Below are 22,361 nucleotides of genomic sequence, written 5' to 3'. Positions count from 1 at the left end.
TCAGTTGAGTTTCTTTTTCACGTCCACCAGTAATGCCTGGATCTCTTTACGGCGCCCGGCGTCGGCAGTTTCGCGGCCGGGTCGTGGCGCTGCCTGCAGGGCTTTTTCCAGGGCGCCCCTGGCTTCGCCGTAGCGTTTTTGACGGTAGAGGTGATCGCCCCAGAAGTACAGACTATCGATGCCGTTCGGGTTGAGTTGCAAGGCGTGTTTGAGCAATTGCTCGGCCTTGTCGGCGTCGCCGAAACCGATGGGCCAGCCCGGTACGCGGTCGTACAGTGCACCGAGGCTGGTGTAGGCCGAACCTTGCAGGGCTTTGGGGTCCAGGTTCAGGGCCGTTTCCAGATCGACCTTGGCGTCCTTGACCTTGCTCAGCGCACCAAGCCCGCCTTGGGCGCCGGCCCAACTGCTGGTGACGATGCCGGACCAGATCCACGCCTCGGCCACCGACTCGCGCTCCCGGGTAAAGGCCGACGCCTGGGTGGCGAGTTTTTCGAAGGCGACGGTGCGTTGCTCGGCGGGCAGTTCGTATTGGATATGCGCCCAGCTTTGCTGGATGCCGGCCAGACGCTGCTGGTCGGCAGCGTCCAGGGCCCAGACGCTCTGGCTCAAGGCCCCCAGCAGCAGGCAAACGGTCAGTTTTTTCATGGTTCCATACGCTCGTTTTCAGATTTTTGACTGAGGCGGCGGATCAGTGGCAATTGCTTGCGCAAGCCGCGGTCCACCAGGTTTGGCAATAAGCTGTTGAGGCGCACGAAGAAGCGTTCCGGCCAGCCCAGGTACAAGTCGCGGCGGTCACCGGCGATGGCGTGCATCACCGCCGAGGCGACGTGTTGCGGATCATCGACGCTGGATTTGAGCGCGTCATTCAACGCCTGCGCTGCCGGGCTGTTCATGCTCGTACGAGTCGCACGGGGTGCGACATAAAGCACACCGACGCGGGTATCGGCCAATTCCCGGCGCAAGGCTTCGGAAAAACCGCGCAACGCGAATTTGCTGGCGCAGTAGCTGGCATAACCGGGGTAGCCGATCGAGCCATAGGTCGAGCCGACGTTCACCACCATCGCGCTCTCGGCTCGCTTGAGCAGGGGCAGCAAGGTTTTGGTCAGGCAGATCGGCGCGCTGATGTTCACCGCCAGCATCGCGTCAACGTCACTGTCTGCCAGTTGTTCGAGCATGGCGAAGTGATTGACTCCGGCGGCATTGATCAGCAGGTTGATGCCGTCAATGATCTCGGCCGCGGCCAGCACTTTGTGCCGGTCCGCCACCAGGGTCAGGTCGGCGCCAAGCCAGCACAGATGCTGCGGGTATTGCTCGAGCAACGGCTCCAGCGGTTCCCGATGCCGGGCTATCGCCAGCACCCGGGCGCCACTGGCACACAGCGCGGTGGCGATGGCCAGGCCGATGCCGCCACTGGCACCGGTCAGTACCACCCGAGCTTCAGACAGGCGCATGCAGGTATTCCTCATCACGTGGCAGGGCCCGGAACATATCGGCGTAGAGTCGGTATACGACCCTGGACGCATGGATAACGGCCGCCTGGTCGGCCGGATCCTCCAGTCTGTTCATCAGCTGGCGATAGGTCTGCATATGCTCGATGTCCAGCGAACCGTGGGAACTGAGGTAACTGAAGGCGCTTTCCGGCAGATCCAGGCGTTCGCGAATGCTGCCGGCGGCATGGGTGGCCAGGGCGATGCTGGTGCCCTCCAGTACGTTGACCATGCCGAACAGGCCGACCGGGTTGTCCCGGGCGATCAGGTCGTAGAGGAAGCTGACCATCAACTCGATCGGCAAGGACGGCCGGCCATCGCGCACCGTGTCCCTGTCGCCTCCGCACGCCTCGATGTCACTGAGTACCCACTGTTCGTGGCCGTATTCTTCCTCGATGTATTCGCAAACGGCTTGACGCAGCCATTCAAGGCGCGACGGCAGTCGCGCCCCGCACGCCATCATCAGTGGCACGGTGTGACGCACGTGGTAATAGGCTTGCGCCAGGAAGGCCCGGTAACTTTCCAGGCTGACCTTGCCTTCGAGAGCGTCACGAATGATGGGCACGTTGAACAGCTCATGGCGTTCGTGTCGGGTCGCTTCTTGTAGCCTGTCGAAAAAACTCATGATGCGGATTCCTCGCAAAGGGCGGGTTCGGTCAGCTGCGCCCGGTAACGCTCGACGATGGCATCGCGACGGGGACGGCCGTTGGCGGTCAGCAGGCCGTTGGCAGCGGTGAAGGGTTGATCCAGACGGCTCCAGTGATGGACCTGGGCGTAATCGGGCAAGGCCTCGTTGGCCTCGGTCACGGCCGTTGCCAGTTGTTCGTCGGTGCAATCCGGGCGATGGGGCCAGAGCAGCGCATGGTTGCGGGGCATGGCTTCGCCATGGACAAAGGCCTGGGCGATATGACGGCGCTGAGTCAATTCGGCCTCGACCCACTCCGGGTTCACGTTGCGCCCGAAACTGGTGACGAATTGATGCTTCTTGCGTCCCTTGAGGTAGAGGAAACCCTCGGCATCGAACTCGCCCAGATCGCCACTGGGCCACCATTCACCGGTATGCGGCGCTTCTCCCAGATAACCGAGCAGGGTCGAACCCTTGATCAGCACTTCGCCGTCGTCGGCGAGGCGAATCTGCACAGTCGGCAGGGGCTGGCCGACACTGCCGGGGCGTCGCGCTTCAGGCTTATTGAGGCACACCACCGAGGCGCACTCCGACAATCCGTAGCCCTCGTAAACCGGCAGGCCGACGCGCTGCGCGCGCTGCAGCAATTGCTCGGCTACCCGCGCGCCCCCCACCGCGACAAATCGCAGCGAGTGGGGGGTGAAGGCCTTTTGCTCGACGGCGTTGACCAGTATCAGCAACAACTGCGGCACCAGGATCAGGCTCTCGGGCGTACGGCGGGCCAGGCAACCGAGCAATCGCGGCAGATCAACGCCGCTGGCACCCTCGATGCCCAGGGTTTTCTGACTCGGCACGCTCAGCGTGGCCCCTGCGTATAACGCGGCATAACAACCGATGTTTTCCAGCAGGATCGCCAGGGGCAGCAGGGCCAGATGGTGCTGTGGATCGGTGGGTTTACTCGCCTGATCCAGCTCGCGGGCGACTCGCAGAATGCTTTCGGCACTCAGGCACACGCCTTTGGGAGTGCCCGTGGTGCCGGACGTGAAGGTCAGTTTGGCGGTGCCTTCGGGCATCCGGCTCGGGCCGCTGAAGCGGCGACGCCAGAACTCACCGCCTTTCTCATACCCGGCGCTTTGCAGCTCGGCGTCCAATGCCGGCTCGGCAATCACCAGCTCGGCCTGGCTCTGCTCCAGGCAATGGCTGCGTTGAGCCGGGCTGAAAAAGGCCGGCAACGCCAGGCAGGTCAGGCCTTCGAACAGCGTGGCCAGGTCCCAGAGTATGGCTTCGGCTCCATTATCCAGCGCTAGTGCGACCACCTTGACGTTTTCATCACGCAACCGCTGCTGGCGATACACCACTTCGGCGTATAGCGTGGCGTAGTCCACTTTCAGTTGATCGCCCCACAGGGCAATGACATTGGTCTTGCGTTCGGCATGGCCACGCAGAGCCTTCCTGAAACGCTCCATTTCAGGCGACATGGCTGGATTCCTCGATGGACGATGGCAATCCCAGGCGATTGAACATCCCGATGTTGCGCAAATGGACGAAGCCGGCGCGGATGTTGCCAACGTGCACCCAGGGCTTGCTCTCGTAATAACTACCCCAGCTGTGGCGGTCGTCGCCCAGCCGCGCGGGATCGGCAGCGCAAAGACTCACGGGTTTCAAACCCAGGCGATGAAAGCTGTTCACCAGGCCGATGTTGCCGGTGAACGCCACCCATTCCAGGCCTCCCATGGCCAGCAGGTAGGTGATGGCGATGATGCACATGCGCGCACTGCCGGTGTCGCTGGCAGCCAGATTGCCCACCTCGACGATATCGGCCCGGTCCACGGGGCGGTCGGCCGCGGCACTGATCAGCGGCTCGATCGGTTCATCCAGATACCGCTCCAGAAACAGTTGTCCGCTGCTGGCCAGACGGACGCCGGCCGCCGCACACAGTGCGCCTGAGGCGGTGTGCATACCGAACAGTTCCGGCATGAAATGGCGAATGTCGGCCCCGTGCGCCTTGCGGAAACGTTGCTGGATAAAGGTTTCGAAAAGGGGACGCTGGGGGTCGTCCGGCAGGGCTCTGGCCAGACTCGTTTGCGGGGTTTCGGCTTGGCCGAACCGCAGGGGCAGAGGGATGTTCCAGTCAAAATCGGGCATTGGAAGACGCCTCCCGGGGTCAGTGTGGGAGGAGTATCCGGGGCAATTCTTAACGAAGTCTGAAGGTGGCGAGATAATGGTCGCCGTTTTCTTCAGATTGTACTGGCACGAATTGCTCGGCAGTACCGGTTACTGGCTGATCGGTGCGCATGCCGCGGCGGGATTGTTCCATCACTATTGGGTTCGCGATAACACGCTGGTACGCATATTGCCCGGTCGATCCGGCAATGCGGTCAATCCGCGTCAGCGATGATCTCGAACCCTGTACTGGCCAGGCGCTCGCCGTTCACCAGGATATGCACGGCGTGCCTGCCTGGGTAATGCCGGCGGGTGGTGAGCGCCTTGATGTGCTGGCCTCGGGCAATGTATTCGGTGGCCCGGCCCGGTAGCGTCAGGGCCTTGAGCTTGAATACCTTCGCCGAGCTGCTGCCGTTGGCCTTGACGTAATCGATGGCATAGTCGATCACCAGTCGCTGGTTGTCCGGTACCGTGGATTTCACGGTAAAGGACAGGCTGATTTTTTCTCCCAGGCGGATCACCGCCGGTTCCACTTTCGCGCCGATGATCTCGACCTCGGGCTTGCCGCCCGCGCCAATGATTGCCAGCGCCCGCGGGTTGCCTTGTTTGATCAGGCTGCGCAGGGCATGCCTGGCGATCCAGGCGGTATGTTTGTTTACCAGTGACCAGCGCTCGATCAGGTCGAGTACCCAGTCGGGATGGTCCTTGGTGATGTCGTTGAGGTGGTTGGCCACCGACTTGCGCACATACAGGCTGGCGTCGGTCTTGAGATTGTCGAGAATGGCGGCGGCAAGTGTCGGGTCGGCCTGGATTCGCTCCAGGCGAAACGACCACGGCAGACGCGGTCGGCTGCCTTCGCTGGCCAGGCGCCGGACATGTTCGTTGGCATCCAGGGACCAGTGGTGCATCTGCGCCAGGGTGGCTGTCAGATCGCTGCGCAGAAAGTGCCGGATCGCGAATTCCGATGAACCGAACGTGGTGAAGTATTTGAGTGCGTCCATCGATCGCTCGAACTGGTCAGCGCCGTAGGTTGCGACGTAGTGCGGCAACGAGATGCTGACGAAGCCGCTGTTCAGTCGGGGGGCGAGGGCGTAGAGCACGTCGAGCGACTCTTCATAACTGAGCGGCAGCACCGCATGCAGGCATTCGCTGACCCTGGCCATGCGTTGCATGATCGACAATTGCTCAAGGCCTTCGTTGGCCATTTTCAGGAAGGCCTTGGCGTTGAACGCGGGGTAGACGGCCGTCATCTCGGTGGCGATGTGTGTAAGGCGCTCGCTGTTGAAGATTTCTTTCAGAGCGGGGGCGCTTTGGTCAGCAGCCATTGTGGATTCCTTCAAGCATGTGATTTATCCCAAAACACTGTGGGAGCGAGCCTGCTCGCGAAGGTCGTCAACGATAACGCTGGAAGCCTGACACCCAGCCGGCACATCCACCTCAATTTTTCGCCGATTGCTCTTCCAACTGATCCGATTCAAACAACCGCGCCAATTCCGCCCGCGCTTCCTGCGCCGTCTGCAACACCTTCGCCGCATCGTCATATACCGCATGCTGGGCTTCCAGCACCTGTTCGTCGTGATGCTTGAAGCGCTTGATCCGCGCATCCGCCTGGGCCTGGCTCAGCCCCAGCCCGACCAGGGTTCGCCGACTCATTTCCAGGCTCGAATAATAGGTTTCGCGAATGGCCTCGGCGCCAACGTCCATCAGACGGTGCACATGCTGGCGGTTGCGGGCCCGGGCGATGATTTTCATGTGCGGGTACAGTCTGTGGACCAATTCCGCGGTCTTGATGTTGGTGTCTGGATCATCCGTGGCGATGACGAAATACTCCGCCTCACCGACCTTGGCCGCGCTGAGGATTTCCGGGCGCATCGGGTCGCCGTAGAACACCGGCACGCCGCCGAAACTGCGCGACAGTTCGATGGTTTCCACCGAGGTGTCCAGGGCCACGAACTTGATGTTCTGCGCCCGCAGGATCCGCGCCACGATCTGCCCCATGCGGCCCATGCCGGCGATCACCACGCGCGGCGCGTCGGTATCGATCTCACGGAATTTCTCCGGCACCACCACCGGTTGCACCTTGGGGCTGACCAGCCGCGCGCACAACAGCAGCAGCAACGGCGTGACGGCCATGGACAAGGTGATCGTCAGCACCAGCAAGTCGTACAGGCGTGGCTCGAACAGGCCCTGATCGCGGCCGATCTTGAACACCACGAAGGCAAATTCACCGCCCGCTGCCAGCACGATGCCCAGGCGAATCGCATTGACCTTGCCCAGGCCACCGGCCAACCGGCCGACGACAAACAGCAGCGGCAGTTTGATGGCGATCAGCAGCAGGGTCAGGCCCAGGACCACGATCGGTGCGCTGAGCAGCAGGCTCAGGTTGGCTCCCATGCCGACGCTGATGAAAAACAGCCCCAGCAGCAAACCCTTGAACGGCTCGATCTGTGCTTCCAGTTCGTGGCGGTATTCGGAATCCGCCAGCAGCAATCCAGCGAGGAAAGCGCCGAGGGCCATCGAGACGCCGACCAGATCCATCAACCATGCCGTACCGATGACCACCAGCAATGCGGTGGCGGTCGAGACTTCCGGCAAACCGGTCTTGGCCACTACCCGGAACACCGGGCGCAGCAGATAACGCCCGCCGATCACCACCACCGCGATGCTGCCCAGCACCTGCAAACCGTGGTTCAAATTGTCGGTGGCGGTGCTGGTGTGATCACCGCCGGCCAGCAGCGGCACCATGGCGATCAGCGGGATCGCGGCGATGTCCTGGAACAGCAGGATCGCGAATGCCAGCCGCCCGTGGGGACTGGTCAGCTCCTTGCGTTCCGCCAGGCTCTGCAACCCGAACGCGGTGGAAGACAAAGCCAGGCCCAGCCCCAGGACGATGGCGCTGTTCAACGGTTGGCCGAAAGCGAACAGCGCACACACGCCAATCACCGAACCCGTCAGCAGCACCTGCGCCAGACCGACGCCGAACACCGATTTACGCATGACCCACAAGCGTCGCGGCGACAGTTCCAGGCCGATGATGAACAGCAGCAACACAACCCCGAGTTCGGAAATGTGGCTGACGCTTTGCGGATTGTCGATCAACCCCAGAACCGACGGCCCGATGATAACGCCGGCAAACAGATAACCGAGCACCGCCCCCAGTTGCAGGCGCTTGGCCAGGGGCACAGTGAGCACCGCCGCGAACAGAAACACGACAGCGGCTTGCAACAGGTTGCCTTCATGGGGCATGGCGAACTCCAACGGATGCGGTACGGCGGGGGCGACAAGGATAAAGGCAGGACTTGCCGCAGATCCAGTGCGGGAGCGGGTTGATTACCCTGTGGGAGCGAGCTTGCTCGCGAAGGCGGCGTCATATTCAACACCTTTTTCGGCTGGCACACTGCTTTCGCGAGCAAGCCCGCTCCCACAAGAGATGTGTGTTGATCTTGAAGTCTCAGATATACAGCGATTATCTGTAGGAGCGAGATCGGTTTGCTGACAAGGCTATCTCAAGTTCACTTCGCCCGAAGCCGCCAATTCACAACACCTCGCCTTTATCCCACAAATGCACCAATTCCCCCGGCGCCCGATCTTCAGGCACCTTCATCACCATCCGGTCGTCCTGCTGACCAATGCGATAGCACACTTCAATCTCATAAAAGCGCTGATCACCTCGCCCGGAGGCCGGGTCTTCGATTGCCAGGCAACCTTCCAGCACCGAACAAATCCGCGTGCGTTGATCAATGTTGCATTGCGCAAATTCGATGCTGCGGGGACGAGTCAAGGCATGGATCGCCGCCACGCCGCCCTGGCGGGACAGACGTACCACGGCATCGTCGCCCAGTGTGGGCAGGGTTTTCATGATTGCTCCTGAGTCGGGATCACACCTGTTTCAGACCAGGCTTGGCGCACCACTTCAGCTTCATCGGTGCCGAAACGCCGCCGGGCATGCTCGACGGTCAGCGCCGCGAAGTCACTGAAGGACGCCTCGTTGTTCAAGCCTTGATCGCACAGGGTGTCATACCAGATATGGCCGGCCTTTTCCCAGGCAAAGCCACCGAACGCCTTGGCAGCCAGATAAAACGCCCGGTTGGGGATGCCGGAATTGATGTGCACGCCACCGTTGTCCTCCTGGGTGATCACGAACTTGCGCATGTGATCCGGTTGCGGGTCCTTGCCCAGCAGCGGGTCGTCGTAGGCGGTGCCGGGATGGGCCATCGAACGCAGGCCGACGCCCTTTATCCGTGGTGTCAGCAAGTCGGCGCCGATCAACCAGTCCGCCTCGTCGGCGGTCTGGCCCAACACATGTTGCTTGATCAGCACCCCGAACACGTCCGAGATGGATTCATTCAAGGCCCCGGACTGATTGGCGTAAACCAGGCCGACCTCGCTTTCAATCACGCCGTGGGTCAATTCGTGCCCGATCACATCCAGCGAACGGGTGAAACGTTCGAAAATTTCACCATCACCGTCACCGAATACCATCTGCGCGCCGTTCCAGAAGGCATTCTCGTAGTCCTGGCCGTAATGCACGCTACCAATCAGCGCAAAACCCTTGTTGTCGATGGAGTCGCGGCCGAGCACTTTCCAGAAAAAATCATGGCTGGCGCCCAAGGCATCGTAGGCCTCATCGACCGCCGGATCGCCGGTCGCCGGCTGCCCTTCAAGCCGGGCAGGCATCCCTGGCAGGAGCAGTTTGCCTTGGGCATCATGGATACTGCGCCTGACCTGACCGGGTTGCGCGGAAGGCGCCAGTATCGTTGCCGCGGCAGAACGCACCGGTGGCAGCGGCGTATGCCGAAGGGTGCGCACATGGCTCAGGGTAATCAGTGCACTGGAGCGCTGCCGCTCGGAGCCATGGGCAATAATGCGGTTGAGGATGTAAGGCGGGATGAAACTGCACAATGATCGTGAGTCGGTCATCAGAGCATCCTTTCCTGAGTACGAAGTCGATAAACATGTGAGCGGCAGGCGGCGTTTCGGTTCCATGGATTGCCAACAGCGGCGGATTCTGCGAAAACCTGCCTCCGCGCCCCCATGACCCGGGCGACAACGAACGAGTAACCAGTATGAATGAAGAACTGCAAATCATCGATCTGCAGCCGGGCGACGGTAAAGCCGCCGTCAAGGGCGCACTGATCACCACGCAATACCGCGGCTGGCTGGAAGACGGTACCGAATTCGATTCCTCCTACAGCCGTGGCAAGCCGTTCCAGTGCGTGATCGGCACCGGTCGGGTGATCAAGGGCTGGGATCAGGGCATCATCGGTATGCAGGTGGGCGGCAAGCGCAAGTTGCTGGTGCCGGCGCATCTTGCCTATGGCGAGCGGACCATGGGCAAGATCACACCGAATTCGAATCTGATCTTCGAGATCGAGTTGCTGGAAGTGTTGACCCGGGATGATTGAATCTCAGGGCTCAAAGGTGTCCCGGTAGGCATAGAGGCCCGGTGTTCCGCCGGTCATCACGAACAATACGTTGTCCCCGGAACGGAAGCGTCCTTGGCCGATATCGGCCAACAGCCCGGCGAAGGCTTTGCCGGAATACACCGGGTCGAGCAGCAAGCCTTCTGCGCGCGCCATCAGGCGCACGGCGTCTTGCATGGCTTGCGTCGGCAGGCCGTAGCCGTCGCCAAGCTGACTGCCGTCGATGACAATCCCTTCGGGCTGCACGATGGCGCTGCTGCCCAACAGCGTCAGTGCGTCCCGGGTCAATTGCAGAGTCCGGGCTGCCGACGTATCTCGGTCGGATAAAACCGAATAGGACTTGACGATCGAGGTGCCGCGATCCAGCAACCGGAAGCCGGCGGCGAGCCCGGCATGGGTGCCGGCGCTGCCGTTGGGCACGACCACCTGATTGAAGGTGATCCCCAATTCGGTCTCCTGCTGCGCGATCTCCGCCGCGCAACGCGCGTAACCGAGGCTGCCCAAGGGCGTTGAGCCGCCCGTGGGAATCACCAGCGCCTTGCGTCCCGATTCCCGCAGTTGCGCGGCGCGTATCTCGGCCTGGGCGACAGAGTCGCTACCCCCGGCCAGCACCTGCAGCTGTGCACCGAACAACTGATCGAGCAGGACGTTGCCGTTGAGTTCGTAATCTACATCGGTCTTGGGCACCGACCGGGTCAGGATCAATTCGCAGGCAATGCCCAGGCGAGCACATACGGCGGCGGTGAGGCGCGCATGGTTGGACTGAAGACCGCCCACGGTAATGACCGTGTCGACCCCCACCTGTTGCGCCGCGCCGATATGAAACTCGAGCTTGCGCAGCTTGTTGCCGCCACCACCGATCGACATGTGATCGTCGCGCTTGAGAAACAGGCCCACCCCCTGCGATTTCAAGCCCAACAGCTGTTCAAGTCGTTCGGCCCGCTGAATCGGGGTGGGACCTTGCAACAGATCTGCTCGGGCAAAAGAACTCAGCGACTTGTCCAGTAGGGTATGCATCAATAGGACCTCGTTGTTCGCATTTTATTCATGGGACTGTATGAACAAAGGCCTTCGGTGATAAACCCATCGCCAGTTATTACTCTTCTTACATGATGTAATTAATAGCGAGTGGCTTGATCGCTATGACGGCGGATTTTTCCGGCCGGTTTCGATAGGCTAATCCGCCTCGGATATACATGCTTTTGCAGGGGAGGGTGAGTGCCGCCAATCAATGAATACATTACTTATGTGCAACTGCTGGACGACGCTTATCGGCACTGGACCGGTGAAAGCCTGCCGGCGCCCCAAGCGCTGACAGGCCTTGCGCGCTTGCACTGGTTGCACGCCCAGGCGCCTTACAGCCTGCTGGCCCATGGTACTGAGGACGACCCTTGTTTCTTCTACGCCAATGAACAGGCGCTGGCCTGCTTCAATTACCCGCGCTCCGAGTTCCTTGGCATGCCGTCACGGTTCAGCGCTTCGCCACTGGATCGCGCCATGCGCCAGTCGCTGCTGGAGCAGGTCACGGCCAATGGTATTGCGCATGGCTACAGTGGTTATCGGGTGGACCGGGGGGGTCATGCGTTCATGATTCATGAGGGCAAGGTCTGGACGCTGATTGATCGGCACGGCGAACACCGGGGCCAGGCGGCGTTGTTCTGGCCGGATGAGGAGAGTATCGGCCGGGTCGATTGAGGCGTGGACAGGACCGCTTCGCCTCGCGACGGGGGCGGCACATTCAAGATCGATAGCGACTGACCCAGCTCCATCGCGAGCAAGCTCGCTCCCACAGTGGGCTGGTGTGGACCCAAATCGTGGGACCACCAAAGATCCCTGTGGGAGCGGGCTTGCCCGCGAAGGGGCCATCACATTCAATATTAATGGCGACTGACCCAGCGCTTTCGCCGGCAAGCCGGTCTCGCTCCCACAGGTCATCGCCAGGTGAGGGAGCGAGGGGCTAATCAGTGCTGCGCACGGATCTGCAGGTGCGGTTTCATGCGTCACCTTGCGCTTGAGCGGCGTGCAGGCCGTCGATTGAAGCCTGGACCAATGAACGTGCCGTGCCGAGCATCTGGCGACTGGCCCAGCGTAATGAAGCCGCGTGTTCGGGGCGGGTGGCGTTGGGGGCTTGGAGGGCCAGGTCTTCGGCGCAGCTGAGATAGACCGCGGCGTGTTCGAGAGCGTCGAGTAACGGGATATCGGGCTGAACGGCGAACAGGTGATGGTCGACGTGGTCGCAGCGGGCGAAGAGGGTGGTTTTTGTAGTTGGTTCGGTCATTGGTGTAGCTCCGTGAAGATCAGAAGCGCAGCCACGAAATCGCCGTCAAACGAATAGGGTGGCAACTGTGCGCAGGTTGACGGACCGGTCTTCACGGAAACCCGGCGCACCCTGAGGTGCCCCACGCACAGTCGCCATGATGCAATGCTTCGGGCACGAAAATGCTCGAGCAGAGATAGGCTATGCGCGTCGTGAAGATACGGGCCGTCAAACCCGATCACGAATGAGTCGTGACAGGCGCGAGGATAGGGAGTGAGGCTGGAGCAGTCAACCGTCGGAGCTTGTGGTGCAGGGCATCGCGCAGCTGATCGCAGCTGTATCGGCGCTTACATCCGAGTGACGAGAAAATCGACAAGCGGTAGCCTTTGCTTTTGGTTCCCGGACCGTACTGTCAAACCTGACAGTAGTCACTTGCATCCCTTGCGCGTTTCAATGTTTGCCTACCGTCAAGCCGAGGTTGCGTGCACTGGTGCAGGGAGAGCAGAAATGAAATAGCCCGTCACTCCAACAATCAGAATGGGTACGATCAGCGCTTTGACCGTGGTCGAGGTCGGAGCGATCCCGACGACCTTTGCCATGGTCACGACCGAAGGTTGTTCTTCCAAGTTGGCGGTGCGGATAGGCGCCAATTGCACGGTTGAAGGCGAGGTCTGTTTTTCCATTGGGGACGAAGTGGAATACACAGTGATCCAGGGGGCGGCCGGAGAACCGGCCCGGGCCTGTGACCTGATGAAATCGGCGAACCATCGCGACGCCATTGTCGATGAGTACTGCCAGCCGATCCGCAACAGCCATGCTTAGTCACCTTGGTACTCAAGCACTGAGGCGGGTTCGCAACAACCTGGCCGTGTCCTCCAGTTCCGCGGCCGGGTTATGCCCGATCAGCATCCACGCGTGCTCCAGGTCGGCCCAGTAGACGACGTTGAGCCCACGCCGACGCTCGTGGGCAAAGGGGCGACTGCCGCTGTCGGAGCGGGTAACGCATAATGCCAGCGGGCCGTGCGCCGGGTCCAGCCAGGTCATCTGGGCGATGGGCATACCGTCGTATTCAAGGATTTGTGCGCGTTTGAATTGCACGTGGGGCAAGGCCAGTTGGGCGGGGACCAGAGCGAGGCCCAGGCGTGCGTCGATGGTCCGCAGTTGCGCGCGCTGGGTGGCTTCGTCAGCCGGCAGATTGTCCAAAGTCTCTGGTATATGGAGCGCCATGTAGTCCGCGATCAGTGTGCGCCAGTTGTTTTGCTGTCGACCCTGTTGCCAGCCGATGAACAAGCGGTCGGCCACCACGCCGCTGACCACCAGGCCTGCCGCCGCTGCGAGGAACCAGCGTCGGTCCATGGCCGGGCGTTCGGGGCTGGGCAAGCTGTCAAGCATGGACTGCAAACGTCCCGTGGGCGCTTGCCGGCCCACTTGATCGTAGGCGTCCTTGAATGGCAGGCTGCTGCGGGCCAGCCATTGCAGGCGCAGGTTGAGCAGTGAGTTTTCGGCGACGGCGGCATCGATGCGGTGGCGCTGTTCGGTGTCGAGCTGGTCGTCGAGGTAGGCCACCAGTTGCTCATCCGAAGGGATCCCGTGATCGCTCATCGACGCTCTTCCGTGGAGGGGGTCGGTACGGCATGCAACGGCGGGTACTCGGCGAGCTTCACCCGTGCGGCGGTCAGGCGGCCGATGACGGTGCCGACGGGTAATTGCAGCACCTCGGCCACCTCGCGATAGGACAGGCCTTCGACATAGGCGAGATAGACGCTTTCACGCTGGGCTTCGGGCAACGCGTCGACGCGCCGGATCACCTGGGTCGCGAAGACGTTGGGTTGCGCCGCATATTCATTGTCGAACCACAATGCGTTGTCAGTCCCCACCACGCCCTGGCCCTGACGCACCCGACGCGAGCGGACCTCGTTGCGCCAGATCGAATGCAAAATGCCCAGCAGCCAACAGTCCATGCGGGTACCCGGAACGAACTGCCGGGCACGCTCGAGCGCCCGTACGCAGGTGGCCTGGGCCAGTTCTTCGGCGACATACCGTTGCCGGGACAGCAGCAGGCCGTAGCGCCATAGACACGCCAGATGCTGGCCCAGTTCTGCCCTTATTGCCTGATCGCTGGCGATGGCGACCTCCGTTCGCTTTGGGGTGTCAGGTTTTCGACAAATCGTTGAAGGCCGCGGCCAGGTCCTGATATTCCTCGCAGATGCTGCCATAAATCGATTTGATCTGCTGCAATTGCTCCTGCGGGCGATAGGCGTAATCGGTACGGTCGGCGTCCGGTGCCAGGCTGCTGTTCTGCTTCAGGCATTTCTGTTGATTGCTGTCCCAGACCTGGCCTTTGGGGCATTCGGGTTTCAGGACAGGCTCCTCTTCATCACTCTCGACGAATGCAACGCAACCGGACAGGGCGAAAACCAGCAGCAGTGGGGTGGTGAAAGCAGCAAGTCGGATGGTCATTGGCGATGCTCCACGTGGACAGGATTCAGTTCGAACCCGTCAAGGTTGAGACATCGAGCAGGCCGATATAGTTGAATGGTTCTGCTCGCGTCCGTCGCTTCGTGGGGCGATGGCGGGTGGACTTCAGGAGCGAGCTTGCTCCGGGCGGCGTTCCGACGATGGGGATAACGATAATGCGTGCGTCCTGAATGAGCGGGGCACTTTAAAGTCCATCGCGAGCAAGCTTGCTCCTACAGCAGGCGAATCGGCGCGCCCGCCGACCAGGCCTGGATGTCCTCGATCATCTGCGAAAAGAACTGCTGGTAGTTCTGCTGGCTGACGTACCCGACATGGGGCGTGGCCAGTACATTTTCCAGGGTCCGGAAGGGATGAAGGGCGGGCAGCGGTTCCTGCTCGAACACGTCCAGCGCCGCGCCGGCCAGCCGTTGTTTCTGCAGGGCCTTGATCAGCGCCGCTTCATCGACGATCGGCCCGCGGGCGGTGTTGACCAGCAGCGCGCCAGGCTTCATCCAGTCCAGCGCCTGGGCATCGACCATGCCACGGCTGCGCTCGCTGAGCACCAGGTGCACCGACAGCACATCGGCCTGTTCGAACAGTTCCTGCTTGCTGACATAGGTCACGTCGACTTCGGCCGCGCGTTCGGCGGTCAGGTTTTCGCTCCAGGCAATCACCCGCATGCCGAACACCTGGCCGAACCGGGCGACACGCTGCCCGATGCTGCCCAGCCCGAGAATACCCAGGGTCTTGCCGTGCAGGTCGCCACCCAGGCCTTGTTGCCAACCGCCTGCGCGCAAGGCGTTGGCTTCGACGACCAGGTTGCGCGTGGCGGCCATGATCAGCGCCCAGGTCAATTCCGGCGCGGCGTGTTTGTAGCTGTCGGTGCCGCAGACCTGTATCCCGAGCGCGGCGGCGGCTTCAAGGTCCAGGGCGGCGTTGCGCATGCCGCCGGTGACCAGCAGCTTGAGTTTCGGTAGGCGCTGCAACAGATCCTGGTCGAATCGGGTGCGCTCGCGCATCACGCAGATCACCTCGAACTCACCCAGGCGCTGTGCCAGGGTTGTGTTGTCGGCAGGGTAGTCATGAATAAAACTCACCTGGCCGATGGCGTCCAGCGCCGACCAGTCCACCACGTCCCGGGCCACATCCTGCCAGTCATCGATTACCGCGATCTGCACCGCCATCAGCCTTGCCTCATTAACGAAGGGTATCGGTTTTGTTGAGCCAGGCCAGCAGCGCCTGGTGGAATTTCGCCGGTTCTTCCATCTGCGGCGCGTGGCCCATGCCAGGAAACTCGACAAGCGTCGATTGGGGAATCAGTTTCGCCACCTGCTTGCCTAGCACCGGGTAGTGCCCGATTTTCGCCTTGACCTCGGGCGGCGCAAGGTCCTTGCCAATGGCCGTGGTGTCGGAAGTGCCGATCAGCAACAGCGTCGGCATCTTCAAGTCCTTGAACTCGTAGTAAACCGGTTGAGTGAAGATCATGTCGTAGATCAACGCCGAATTCCACGCCACCTGAGTCTTGCCCGGCCCTTTGCTCAGGCCCGCGAGCATGTCCACCCAGCGGTCGAACTCGGGTTTCCAGCGGCCGTCGTAATAGGTGCTGCGCTCGTAGTCGCGGATGCCCTGGGCGGTGACCTTCAGTTCGCGTTCATACCATTGATCCACCGTGCGGTAGGGAACGCCGAGGGCTTTCCAGTCTTCCAGGCCGATGGGGTTGACCAGGGCCAGTTGGTCGACCTGATCGGGATACAGCAGCGCATAGCGGGTGGCGAGCATGCCGCCGGTGGAGTGCCCGAGCAACGTTGCCTTCTGGATACCGAGGGCCTTGAGCAGTTGCTGGGTATTGGTGGCCAGCTGCTGGAAGCTGTATTGGTAGTTGTCCGGCTTGCTGGATGTACAGAAACCGATCTGGTCCGGGGCGATGACCCGGTAACCGGCGTCGCTCAGGGCCTTGATCGAGGTGTCCCAGGTTGCGCCGCAGAAATTCTTGCCATGCAGCAACACGATGCTGCGTCCGTTGGCCTTGCCGTTGGCGGCGACGTCCATGTAGCCCATCTGCAGGGTTTTGCCCTGGGACTGGAAGTCGAAATGCTTGACCGTGTAGGGGTATTCGAAGCCTTGCAATTGCGGACCATATGCCGGGCCTTCGGCATGAGCGATGACCGGCAGGGCGGCGGTCAGCAGCAGGCTGGGCAGCCAGCGCGAGCGTATCTGGGGCATGGGAAACTCCATTGGAATCCGCCGATGCTGGATCGGCATGTCAGGACGGCATTAAACACAGGCAATCGCGGCGAAAGATCGTTCAACCCATCCAGCCCAGGGTGGCCAGGGCCAGCACGCCATAGCGAGCGCCCTTGGCGAGAGTCACGATCAGCAGAAATCGCCCCAGCGGTTCGCGCATCACACCGGCCACCAGGGTCAGCGGATCACCGATAACGGGTACCCAACTTAGCAGCAAGGACCAATGACCGTAGCGCTGATAATTGATTCGGGCTTTTTCCAGATGGCGCGGACTGACCGGAAACCAGCGCCGATCGCGGAAGCGCTCGATCCCACGGCCCAGCCACCAGTTGATCAGCGACCCCAGGACATTGCCCAGCGTGGCCACGACCAGCAACAACCATAGCCAGTACCGGTCGCTGACCAGCAAGCCCACCAGCAGCGCTTCGGACTGCAACGGCAGCAGGGTCGCGGCGCCAAACGCGGCAAAGAACAGCCCGATGTACGCACCGGACATCAATGGGCAGGGTAGTCCGCCACCACCACGTCAGTGCCGTCCTTTTGCAGGCCGATCACCTGATAGGCATCGCTCATGCCGTCCATTTCCATGCCGGGCGAACCCATGGGCATGCCGGGGGCGGCGACACCCAGCAGATCGTCGCGCTTGCCCAGGGCCAGTACCTGATCGGCGGGCACATGGCCTTCAACGAATTTGCCGTTGATCAGGCCGGTGTGGCACGACGACAGACGCGGCGGCACGCCGTGCTGTTGCTTGAATTCGCTCATGTTGGTTTCGACGCGATCATCGACCTTGAAACCGTTGGCCTCCAGATGGCTGATCCATTTTTTGCAGCAACCGCAGTTGGCGTCGCGGTGGACTTCGATCGGGATCAGGTCGGCGGCCTGGGCCAGAGAGGAAATGAACAGGGCGCTCAGGGCGACCAGACGCAGATGGGTTCGCATGGGGAGTCTCTCGGGTTGCGGCCAGAAAAGTGCATTCTGACCATTCTAAACAACTACGAGGCGCAAGACTGTTTCGAAGTAATACTGGATCGACCCAACGTTGGAAAATCCTCATGGTGAGCGCCGCAAGAAGCCAAAACGCTTCATCGGCGGTAACATGAGCCCGTTTGCAGTCCCATCCCGTAAAAGCCAGGGGCTTGGCTTAACGCCGGTCATGTAGGAGCGAGCTCGCTCGCGATGGACTCAGGAGCGCCGCAGTTAACCAGCAAGCACGCGTTATCGTTAACGACCATCGTCGGAACGCCGCCCGGAGCAAGCTCGCTCCTACAGGGGCCTCATTTGCTTAACTGTCCGGCATTAGCGGCCTGGCCCGCATGCGGATACAACATTTTTCAGCTTCACGCACACATTCAGGAAATGGCAATGACTCAGTCGCAACGTTTGAAATACTCGATTCTGATCTCCCTGGTCGTGCTGGGCATCATGTTCGGCCTTTCTTATCTGCAGAACACCGGCGTCATCGACGAAAAGCTGTTCCAGTACATCGCCATTGGCGTGGCGGTGCTGGTGGTGGTGATCAATGGCGTGATGCGCCGCAAGGTCAAGTCCTGAGCGACGCCCATCGGCCGGGTTATTCGTGGTGGAGAACGGCGGCGGCCTGCGGATGCAGGCTGTAGCTCTTGTCCGGATTGAGAGTGATCACGCCTTCGCCGCAGAGACGTTTCAACACTTCCCGCACACTGAGAAACGACAACGGGATGTCCAGGTCCAGCAGGTGACTGTGCACGCCACGCACCCCCAGGCTGCGGTCGTTGTCGGCGGCGGTGAGCAGGGCGTCGATGACCTTCAGGCGAATCAGACTGGTGCGCAGCCCAAAGCTCTTGAGCAGGCATCTGATGCGCTCGTTGCCGTGGCGCTCGGTACGTTGATCGAAAACGCCTGAGCCCATGGCGGTGCCCGTTGGCGCAGTGCTACCGTCCGTTGGCAGTTGCGAGTTGTACATGCAAAAACTCCTTTTCAGAGCCTGAACCGGAAAATGTGATGAGTGCTCTCAATCAATAAGACGGATGAGCCGGGCAAATCATGAAGGCTCGAATGTAGAAATTTTGTCGCCATCGCGTCAGCGCTACGTCAGACGCCCTGATGGCGGGGGGCAAAGCCCTAAATTTTTTTCGTTTGCTTCGTCTTTAGGGGGAGGCACATTGCGGGCAACGACGCAGGGTGTGACCTTCGTTCATACGATCAGGAGCGAGCGTGATTATTTCCAGGCAGTTAACCAGGTTGAGCCTTGCCGCGGTGTTGGTGGGCTTGAGTCTTGCGGCGAACGCGCGCAGCCAGTCGGAGCAGGCGACAGCCGATATCCGTCGCACCACGTTCGGCGTGCCGCATATTCGCGCCGAGAACGAGCGCGGCCTCGGCTATGGCATCGGCTATGCCTACGCCCAGGACAACCTGTGCCTGCTGGCCAATGAGATCACCACGGTGAACGGTGAACGGTCTCGCTATTTCGGCCCGGACCAATTCACCGTCGAAGAGCGGGAAAACCGGGTCAGCGATGTGTTTTTCACCTGGTTGAACACCCCTCAGGCCGTCGACGCTTTCTGGCAGGCGCAAACACCGGAAATCCGCCAGCTGATCGACGGTTATGTCGCCGGCTACAACCGTGCCCTGAAAGAGCGCCGGGCCCAGGGTTTACCCCAACAATGCCAGGGCGACTGGGTGCGCGAGGTGACGGCGCAGGATCTGGTCAGGTTGACCCGTCGTCTGCTGGTCGAAGGCGGCGCAGGGCAGTTTGCCGAAGCCCTGGCCGGTGCCACCCCACCCAAAGCCGTCGCTCGAACGACAGCCGCCCCGACCTCATTCCAGCTCGCCCATTCGCGCATGCAGCGCTTCGCCCTGGATCGCGGCAGCAATGCGGTAGCCATCGGCAGCGAGCGCTCCTTCAATGGCCGCGGCATGTTGCTGGCCAATCCGCATTTCCCCTGGGTCGGCGGGATGCGCTTCTACCAGATGCACCTGACCATTCCCGGCAAGCTGGACGTCATGGGCGCCGCGTTGCCCGGGCTGCCGATGATCAATATCGGTTTCAACCAGTACCTGGCCTGGACCCACACCGTGGACACGTCCAAACATTTCACCCTTTATCGCCTGCAACTCGATCCGAAGGATCCAACCCGTTACCTGCTCGATGGCAAGTCGTTGCCGATGATGCAACAGACCGTGACCGTGGACGTGAAGCAGCCGGATGGCCAGGTACGGGCGGTGTCCCATGTGGTCTACAGTTCGCAATTCGGCCCGATCGTGCACTGGCCGGGCAAACTCGACTGGGACCATCAATTCGCCTATAGCTTGCGTGACGCCAACCTGGATAACGATCGGGTGTTGCAACAGTGGTACGCGATGAACCGTGCCGACAGCCTCAAGGCCTTGCAGGCCTCGGTCCACAAGATCCAGGGCATCCCCTGGGTCAACACCCTGGCGGCGGACGATCAGGGGCAGACGCTGTACATGAACCTGTCGGTGGTGCCGAACGTCAGTGCCGAGAAGCTGGCCAAATGCAGTGATCCCCGGGCCGGGTTGCAGATGATCGTGCTCGACGGTTCCAACAGCGCCTGCGCCTGGGATATCGATCCGCAAGCGGCGCAAAAAGGTATCTATGGTGCAGAGCGATTGCCGCAATTGTTGCGCAAGGACTTTGTGCAGCACTCCAACGATTCGGCCTGGATGGCCAACCCGGCACAACCGCTCACCGGCTTCTCGCCGCTCATCAGCCAGGACGGCCAGCCTCTGGGGCTGCGTTCACGCTTTGCTTTGGATCGCCTGGGCACCTTGAGCAAGGCCGGCCCGATTGCGCCGGCGGACCTGCAACGGATGGTCATGGACGACCAGGTGTATCAGGCCAACCAGGTGATGCCCGACTTGCTGCAATTCTGCGCTGCGGACCTGGGGGGCGATGCATCGACACTGACGCCGTTGTGCGCCAGCCTCAAGGCCTGGGACCGCAGTGCGAATCTCGACACCGGGATTGGGTGGGTGCATTTCCAGAACGTAATGGAAGCGTTGCAGGAAACGCCTGATGTCTGGCGTGTCGCGTTCGATCCAAAAGACCCGCAACACACCCCGCGTGGACTGGCTGTGGATCGTCCCCCAGTGGCGCAGGCCATCCGCGAGGCGATGCTGGCATCGGTGGAGCAGGTCGGTCAATCAGGTCTTAAGCCTGACAGCCGTTGGGGAGACATCCAGGTGGTCAGCAGTGGCGGCCAGCAAACGCCGATTCACGGCGGACCCGGTACCCTGGGGGTTTATAACGCCATCCAGAGCGTGCCGAGAACCGACGGTAAACGCGAAGTCGTCAGCGGCACCAGCTATTTGCAGGTGGTGACTTTTGATGAAAAGGGACCGCAGGCCCAAGGGCTGCTGGCGTTCTCGCTGTCCAGTGATCCGGAATCGAAATACGCCCGGGACCAGACCCTGGCCTTCTCGAAGAAACAATTGAGCGTGTTGCCGTTTACCGAGCAGCAGATCACGTCGGACCCGCAGTATCAGGCCCTGACGATCCGCGAGCAGGATGAAAAAGCCGGGAAGGTGGCCAAAAAGTAAAACGATGGGTACCGAGCGAAGAATGGAGGCCGCACCCCGCAAGGGCTGCGGCCTTCAGCTTTTCGGGGACTGTCGCGGAATGGCGTTGAGGACCGGGTTGCCATCCTTGTTGCGGGTCAGGTAGACCGGCAGCACCTTGGGCAGCGACGCCACCAGACTGCCGAGCTCCTTGATGTTGTAGATGCCGCCAAGGCGGATCGAGCCGGTACTGTGGTCGGCCAGCATCAGCGGCTTGTCCAGGTATCGGTTGATCAGGGGCAGGGCATCGGACAGCGCCAGATCATCGAGCACCAGTTTGCCGCTGCGCCAGGCCAGTGAATTATCGTCGGGGTAGGTCTGGCTGATCTGCGGCGTGTAGTCGCCGTGTCGGTAACGGGCCTGCATCGCTGGCCCCAGACGCAAGCCATCGCCCGCAAGATCATCATTGCTGCTCACCAGCACTGATCCTTCAATCAGGTTGACGCGCACCTGGTCCTCATACATCCAGACATTGAATTTGGTCCCGGTGACCCGAATCCTGCCGTCCGCTGCCTTGACGATAAAGGGATGAGCGGTGTCATGGCTGACGCTGAAAAACGCTTCGCCCTTGTCCAGCGTGACCCGACGATGGTCCTTGTAGTTGCTGAACGTCAGCTCACTGCCCAGGTTCAGTTCCACCTGGCTGCCATCGCCAAGGGTGATCTGGCGAACCGTGTCGCTGGCCTCGAAGTGCTGGTAGGCATCGGGTAGCCAACCGAGGTTCCAGCCGCTATAGGCCGCCAGTGGCAACGCCAGGGCAGATACGGCTGCGGCGATGCCGACCGTGCGCCAAGGCGTTGCAGGTTTGATCCGGGCCGCGGGCACGGCGGCATCGGGACGCGGCAAATCCCCGGCGACTTCCCAGATGTCGAGCATGGCCTCGTACTCGAACGCATGAAGCGGATGAGCATCACGCCATTGTTCGAACGCCAGCCGCTCCTGCGCGGTGCAGTCGACAGCGTGCAGCCGCATGCACCAGTGCGCAGCGGCATCGGTGATGGCGTCATATTGGGCTTGCGAGAGAGGGCTGTCGGTCATTGACTCATCCTGATTTCCTGCATTCTAACCTTGCGCGAAGTCGGCGAGAACAACCGTCATGGCAATTACCCATCAAAGAGCAATGATTTTCAGTTGAGCACCCTGAA

Annotated in this window: 25 protein-coding genes and 1 pseudogene; 6 read left to right on the top strand and 20 right to left on the bottom strand. The window is 61.2% G+C overall.

What is annotated here, in order from left to right:
* The 5 genes from J2W17_RS14975 to J2W17_RS14955 are packed head-to-tail and all read right to left on the bottom strand — an operon-like array spanning position 1 to position 4,257.
* Positions 1 to 645: a tetratricopeptide repeat protein gene (locus J2W17_RS14975; protein ID WP_307335156.1), complete on the bottom strand. Its 645-nt coding sequence runs from the start codon at positions 643 to 645 to the stop codon at positions 1 to 3.
* Positions 642 to 1,451 carry an SDR family oxidoreductase gene (locus J2W17_RS14970; protein ID WP_307335154.1) on the bottom strand — a complete coding sequence of 270 codons (810 nt, stop codon included), beginning with the start codon at positions 1,449 to 1,451 and terminating at the stop codon, positions 642 to 644. The genes J2W17_RS14975 and J2W17_RS14970 overlap by 4 nt, the downstream gene beginning before the upstream one ends.
* Positions 1,438 to 2,112, bottom strand: a complete 675-nt coding sequence (locus J2W17_RS14965; RefSeq protein WP_307335152.1) for a TenA family transcriptional regulator — start codon at positions 2,110 to 2,112, stop codon at positions 1,438 to 1,440. Before J2W17_RS14965 ends, J2W17_RS14970 begins: the two co-directional genes overlap by 14 nt.
* A complete protein-coding gene (locus tag J2W17_RS14960; protein WP_307335150.1) occupies positions 2,109 to 3,590 on the bottom strand; it encodes an AMP-binding protein in 1,482 nt (493 codons plus the stop codon). The genes J2W17_RS14965 and J2W17_RS14960 overlap by 4 nt, the downstream gene beginning before the upstream one ends.
* The gene (locus J2W17_RS14955) at positions 3,580 to 4,257 is read right to left on the bottom strand and encodes a thermostable hemolysin (RefSeq protein ID WP_307335148.1); all 678 of its coding nucleotides are present in this window, start codon (positions 4,255 to 4,257) and stop codon (positions 3,580 to 3,582) included. Before J2W17_RS14955 ends, J2W17_RS14960 begins: the two co-directional genes overlap by 11 nt.
* A gap of 100 nt (positions 4,258 to 4,357) precedes the next feature.
* On the opposite strand from J2W17_RS14955, the pseudogene J2W17_RS14950 reads away from it, so the two are divergent.
* A pseudogene (locus J2W17_RS14950) lies at positions 4,358 to 4,510 on the top strand (cytochrome B); the annotation flags it as partial.
* Here the strand turns inward: J2W17_RS14950 and J2W17_RS14945 are convergent.
* The 4 genes from J2W17_RS14945 to J2W17_RS14930 form a co-directional block, all read right to left on the bottom strand.
* Entirely contained in the window at positions 4,491 to 5,600 is a 1,110-nt protein-coding gene (locus J2W17_RS14945; protein WP_307335146.1) for a DNA alkylation repair protein, read from the bottom strand. The pseudogene J2W17_RS14950 and the gene J2W17_RS14945 sit on opposite strands and share 20 nt — an antisense overlap.
* 112 nt (positions 5,601 to 5,712) lie before the next feature.
* Entirely contained in the window at positions 5,713 to 7,521 is a 1,809-nt protein-coding gene (locus tag J2W17_RS14940; RefSeq protein ID WP_307335144.1) for a monovalent cation:proton antiporter-2 (CPA2) family protein, read from the bottom strand.
* 289 nt (positions 7,522 to 7,810) lie between these two features.
* Positions 7,811 to 8,134 (bottom strand): protealysin inhibitor emfourin, encoded by a 324-nt coding sequence (locus J2W17_RS14935; RefSeq protein ID WP_307335142.1) that lies wholly within the window; start codon positions 8,132 to 8,134, stop codon positions 7,811 to 7,813.
* A complete protein-coding gene (locus J2W17_RS14930) occupies positions 8,131 to 9,195 on the bottom strand; it encodes a M4 family metallopeptidase (RefSeq protein ID WP_307335140.1) in 1,065 nt (354 codons plus the stop codon). The genes J2W17_RS14935 and J2W17_RS14930 overlap by 4 nt, the downstream gene beginning before the upstream one ends.
* 146 nt (positions 9,196 to 9,341) lie before the next feature.
* Between J2W17_RS14930 and J2W17_RS14925 the strand changes: the two genes are divergently transcribed.
* Positions 9,342 to 9,680: an FKBP-type peptidyl-prolyl cis-trans isomerase gene (locus J2W17_RS14925; protein ID WP_138966172.1), complete on the top strand. Its 339-nt coding sequence runs from the start codon at positions 9,342 to 9,344 to the stop codon at positions 9,678 to 9,680.
* A 3-nt stretch (positions 9,681 to 9,683) separates the two neighbouring features.
* Here the strand turns inward: J2W17_RS14925 and J2W17_RS14920 are convergent, their stop codons facing one another.
* Positions 9,684 to 10,715 (bottom strand): D-cysteine desulfhydrase family protein, encoded by a 1,032-nt coding sequence (locus J2W17_RS14920; RefSeq protein ID WP_307335136.1) that lies wholly within the window; start codon positions 10,713 to 10,715, stop codon positions 9,684 to 9,686.
* Positions 10,716 to 10,916: 201 nt separating this feature from the next.
* Between J2W17_RS14920 and J2W17_RS14915 the strand changes: the two genes are divergently transcribed.
* On the top strand, positions 10,917 to 11,393 hold the full coding sequence (locus J2W17_RS14915; RefSeq protein WP_307335134.1) for an MEKHLA domain-containing protein: 477 nt from the start codon (positions 10,917 to 10,919) through the stop codon (positions 11,391 to 11,393).
* 298 nt (positions 11,394 to 11,691) lie between these two features.
* On the opposite strand, the gene J2W17_RS14910 is transcribed toward J2W17_RS14915, so the two are convergent.
* The gene (locus tag J2W17_RS14910) at positions 11,692 to 11,976 is read right to left on the bottom strand and encodes a DUF3077 domain-containing protein (RefSeq protein ID WP_307335131.1); all 285 of its coding nucleotides are present in this window, start codon (positions 11,974 to 11,976) and stop codon (positions 11,692 to 11,694) included.
* A 516-nt stretch (positions 11,977 to 12,492) separates the two neighbouring features.
* Here J2W17_RS14910 and J2W17_RS14905 point away from each other — a divergent pair.
* Complete coding sequence (locus tag J2W17_RS14905) at positions 12,493 to 12,777, top strand: hypothetical protein (RefSeq protein WP_307335129.1); 285 nt, start codon at positions 12,493 to 12,495, stop codon at positions 12,775 to 12,777.
* A 12-nt stretch (positions 12,778 to 12,789) separates the two neighbouring features.
* Here the strand turns inward: J2W17_RS14905 and J2W17_RS14900 are convergent, their stop codons facing one another.
* The 7 genes from J2W17_RS14900 to J2W17_RS14870 form a co-directional block, all read right to left on the bottom strand.
* On the bottom strand, positions 12,790 to 13,557 hold the full coding sequence (locus J2W17_RS14900; protein WP_307335127.1) for an anti-sigma factor family protein: 768 nt from the start codon (positions 13,555 to 13,557) through the stop codon (positions 12,790 to 12,792).
* The gene (locus tag J2W17_RS14895; protein WP_307335842.1) at positions 13,554 to 14,039 is read right to left on the bottom strand and encodes an RNA polymerase sigma factor; all 486 of its coding nucleotides are present in this window, start codon (positions 14,037 to 14,039) and stop codon (positions 13,554 to 13,556) included. The genes J2W17_RS14900 and J2W17_RS14895 overlap by 4 nt, the downstream gene beginning before the upstream one ends.
* A 67-nt stretch (positions 14,040 to 14,106) precedes the next feature.
* Positions 14,107 to 14,415, bottom strand: a complete 309-nt coding sequence (locus tag J2W17_RS14890) for a hypothetical protein (protein WP_307335125.1) — start codon at positions 14,413 to 14,415, stop codon at positions 14,107 to 14,109.
* 230 nt (positions 14,416 to 14,645) lie between these two features.
* The gene (locus J2W17_RS14885) at positions 14,646 to 15,596 is read right to left on the bottom strand and encodes a D-2-hydroxyacid dehydrogenase family protein (RefSeq protein ID WP_307335123.1); all 951 of its coding nucleotides are present in this window, start codon (positions 15,594 to 15,596) and stop codon (positions 14,646 to 14,648) included.
* 13 nt (positions 15,597 to 15,609) lie between these two features.
* A complete protein-coding gene (locus tag J2W17_RS14880; RefSeq protein ID WP_307335121.1) occupies positions 15,610 to 16,635 on the bottom strand; it encodes an alpha/beta fold hydrolase in 1,026 nt (341 codons plus the stop codon).
* A gap of 82 nt (positions 16,636 to 16,717) precedes the next feature.
* On the bottom strand, positions 16,718 to 17,152 hold the full coding sequence (locus J2W17_RS14875) for a YqaA family protein (RefSeq protein WP_307335119.1): 435 nt from the start codon (positions 17,150 to 17,152) through the stop codon (positions 16,718 to 16,720).
* Positions 17,152 to 17,598, bottom strand: a complete 447-nt coding sequence (locus tag J2W17_RS14870; protein WP_307335116.1) for a DUF411 domain-containing protein — start codon at positions 17,596 to 17,598, stop codon at positions 17,152 to 17,154. The genes J2W17_RS14875 and J2W17_RS14870 overlap by 1 nt, the downstream gene beginning before the upstream one ends.
* Before the next feature lie 423 nt (positions 17,599 to 18,021).
* Here J2W17_RS14870 and J2W17_RS14865 point away from each other — a divergent pair, with 423 nt between their 5' ends.
* Complete coding sequence (locus tag J2W17_RS14865; protein ID WP_307335114.1) at positions 18,022 to 18,210, top strand: hypothetical protein; 189 nt, start codon at positions 18,022 to 18,024, stop codon at positions 18,208 to 18,210.
* A 19-nt stretch (positions 18,211 to 18,229) separates the two neighbouring features.
* On the opposite strand, the gene J2W17_RS14860 is transcribed toward J2W17_RS14865, so the two are convergent.
* Entirely contained in the window at positions 18,230 to 18,601 is a 372-nt protein-coding gene (locus J2W17_RS14860) for a fe2+ zn2+ uptake regulation protein (protein ID WP_307335112.1), read from the bottom strand.
* Positions 18,602 to 18,852: 251 nt separating this feature from the next.
* Between J2W17_RS14860 and pvdQ the strand changes: the two genes are divergently transcribed.
* Positions 18,853 to 21,198 (top strand): bifunctional acylase PvdQ, encoded by a 2,346-nt coding sequence (gene pvdQ / locus J2W17_RS14855; protein ID WP_307335110.1) that lies wholly within the window; start codon positions 18,853 to 18,855, stop codon positions 21,196 to 21,198.
* A 54-nt stretch (positions 21,199 to 21,252) separates the two neighbouring features.
* On the opposite strand, the gene J2W17_RS14850 is transcribed toward pvdQ, so the two are convergent.
* On the bottom strand, positions 21,253 to 22,254 hold the full coding sequence (locus tag J2W17_RS14850; protein WP_307335108.1) for a FecR family protein: 1,002 nt from the start codon (positions 22,252 to 22,254) through the stop codon (positions 21,253 to 21,255).
* Positions 22,255 to 22,361: the final 107 nt, after the last annotated feature.

This window comes from Pseudomonas lini (assembly GCF_030812475.1).
In the GTDB taxonomy this organism is placed as follows: domain Bacteria; phylum Pseudomonadota; class Gammaproteobacteria; order Pseudomonadales; family Pseudomonadaceae; genus Aquipseudomonas; species Aquipseudomonas lini_A.
Note: the sequence above shows the minus strand (reverse complement) of the source record. Positions and strands in the feature narration are given on the sequence as shown.

Bases quoted from the DNA above. Each gene is read 5' to 3' on its own strand.
- J2W17_RS14970 (WP_307335154.1), bottom strand. From the start codon at position 1,451: ATGCGCCTGTCTGAAGCTCGGGTGGTACTGACCGGTGCCAGTGGCGGC.
- J2W17_RS14875 (WP_307335119.1), bottom strand. From the start codon at position 17,152: ATGTCCGGTGCGTACATCGGGCTGTTCTTTGCCGCGTTTGGCGCCGCG.
- J2W17_RS14880 (WP_307335121.1), bottom strand. From the start codon at position 16,635: ATGCCCCAGATACGCTCGCGCTGGCTGCCCAGCCTGCTGCTGACCGCC.
- J2W17_RS14965 (WP_307335152.1), bottom strand. From the start codon at position 2,112: ATGAGTTTTTTCGACAGGCTACAAGAAGCGACCCGACACGAACGCCAT.
- J2W17_RS14850 (WP_307335108.1), bottom strand. From the start codon at position 22,254: ATGACCGACAGCCCTCTCTCGCAAGCCCAATATGACGCCATCACCGAT.
- J2W17_RS14960 (WP_307335150.1), bottom strand. From the start codon at position 3,590: ATGTCGCCTGAAATGGAGCGTTTCAGGAAGGCTCTGCGTGGCCATGCC.
- J2W17_RS14935 (WP_307335142.1), bottom strand. From the start codon at position 8,134: ATGAAAACCCTGCCCACACTGGGCGACGATGCCGTGGTACGTCTGTCC.
- J2W17_RS14885 (WP_307335123.1), bottom strand. From the start codon at position 15,596: ATGGCGGTGCAGATCGCGGTAATCGATGACTGGCAGGATGTGGCCCGG.
- J2W17_RS14865 (WP_307335114.1), top strand. From the start codon at position 18,022: ATGACTCAGTCGCAACGTTTGAAATACTCGATTCTGATCTCCCTGGTC.
- J2W17_RS14870 (WP_307335116.1), bottom strand. From the start codon at position 17,598: ATGCGAACCCATCTGCGTCTGGTCGCCCTGAGCGCCCTGTTCATTTCC.
- J2W17_RS14910 (WP_307335131.1), bottom strand. From the start codon at position 11,976: ATGACCGAACCAACTACAAAAACCACCCTCTTCGCCCGCTGCGACCAC.
- J2W17_RS14975 (WP_307335156.1), bottom strand. From the start codon at position 645: ATGAAAAAACTGACCGTTTGCCTGCTGCTGGGGGCCTTGAGCCAGAGC.
- J2W17_RS14900 (WP_307335127.1), bottom strand. From the start codon at position 13,557: ATGAGCGATCACGGGATCCCTTCGGATGAGCAACTGGTGGCCTACCTC.
- J2W17_RS14945 (WP_307335146.1), bottom strand. From the start codon at position 5,600: ATGGCTGCTGACCAAAGCGCCCCCGCTCTGAAAGAAATCTTCAACAGC.
- J2W17_RS14905 (WP_307335129.1), top strand. From the start codon at position 12,493: ATGGGTACGATCAGCGCTTTGACCGTGGTCGAGGTCGGAGCGATCCCG.
- J2W17_RS14860 (WP_307335112.1), bottom strand. From the start codon at position 18,601: ATGTACAACTCGCAACTGCCAACGGACGGTAGCACTGCGCCAACGGGC.
- J2W17_RS14925 (WP_138966172.1), top strand. From the start codon at position 9,342: ATGAATGAAGAACTGCAAATCATCGATCTGCAGCCGGGCGACGGTAAA.
- J2W17_RS14930 (WP_307335140.1), bottom strand. From the start codon at position 9,195: ATGACCGACTCACGATCATTGTGCAGTTTCATCCCGCCTTACATCCTC.
- J2W17_RS14955 (WP_307335148.1), bottom strand. From the start codon at position 4,257: ATGCCCGATTTTGACTGGAACATCCCTCTGCCCCTGCGGTTCGGCCAA.
- J2W17_RS14920 (WP_307335136.1), bottom strand. From the start codon at position 10,715: ATGCATACCCTACTGGACAAGTCGCTGAGTTCTTTTGCCCGAGCAGAT.
- J2W17_RS14890 (WP_307335125.1), bottom strand. From the start codon at position 14,415: ATGACCATCCGACTTGCTGCTTTCACCACCCCACTGCTGCTGGTTTTC.
- J2W17_RS14940 (WP_307335144.1), bottom strand. From the start codon at position 7,521: ATGCCCCATGAAGGCAACCTGTTGCAAGCCGCTGTCGTGTTTCTGTTC.